The 254-nt window shown below is 72.0% G+C and carries 1 pseudogene; it reads right to left on the bottom strand.

From position 1 onward, the window contains the following. Positions 1-254: pseudogene (locus QP381_RS09225) on the bottom strand (transglutaminase-like domain-containing protein); the annotation flags it as partial.

The raw sequence follows: 254 nt of genomic DNA, 5'->3' as shown, positions 1-254 counted from the left end.
CGTGCGCGCGATGGACGCGCTCAGGCGCAGCTTACGGCGCATGCGCAGGCTGCGCAGTGACAGCGCGCGGCGAATACGCGCGAAGAATCCGGCGCGCTTGCTCACCTGGGCGCGCAGGGCACCCACCTGCTCCCACGCGTCGCGCGCGCGGTCACGGGAGGCGCCGTTGGATGCGAAGTTCGCGACGTCCGCGTAGCGCGCGATCACGACGGGGGCAGGCACGTCGTCACCGAAGCGGCTCCAGCCGTCGATCA

It is taken from the genome of Pauljensenia sp. UMB6358, from assembly GCF_030216865.1.
Lineage (GTDB): Bacteria > Actinomycetota > Actinomycetes > Actinomycetales > Actinomycetaceae > Pauljensenia > Pauljensenia turicensis_A.
This window is presented reverse-complemented; position numbering and strand designations above follow the sequence as displayed.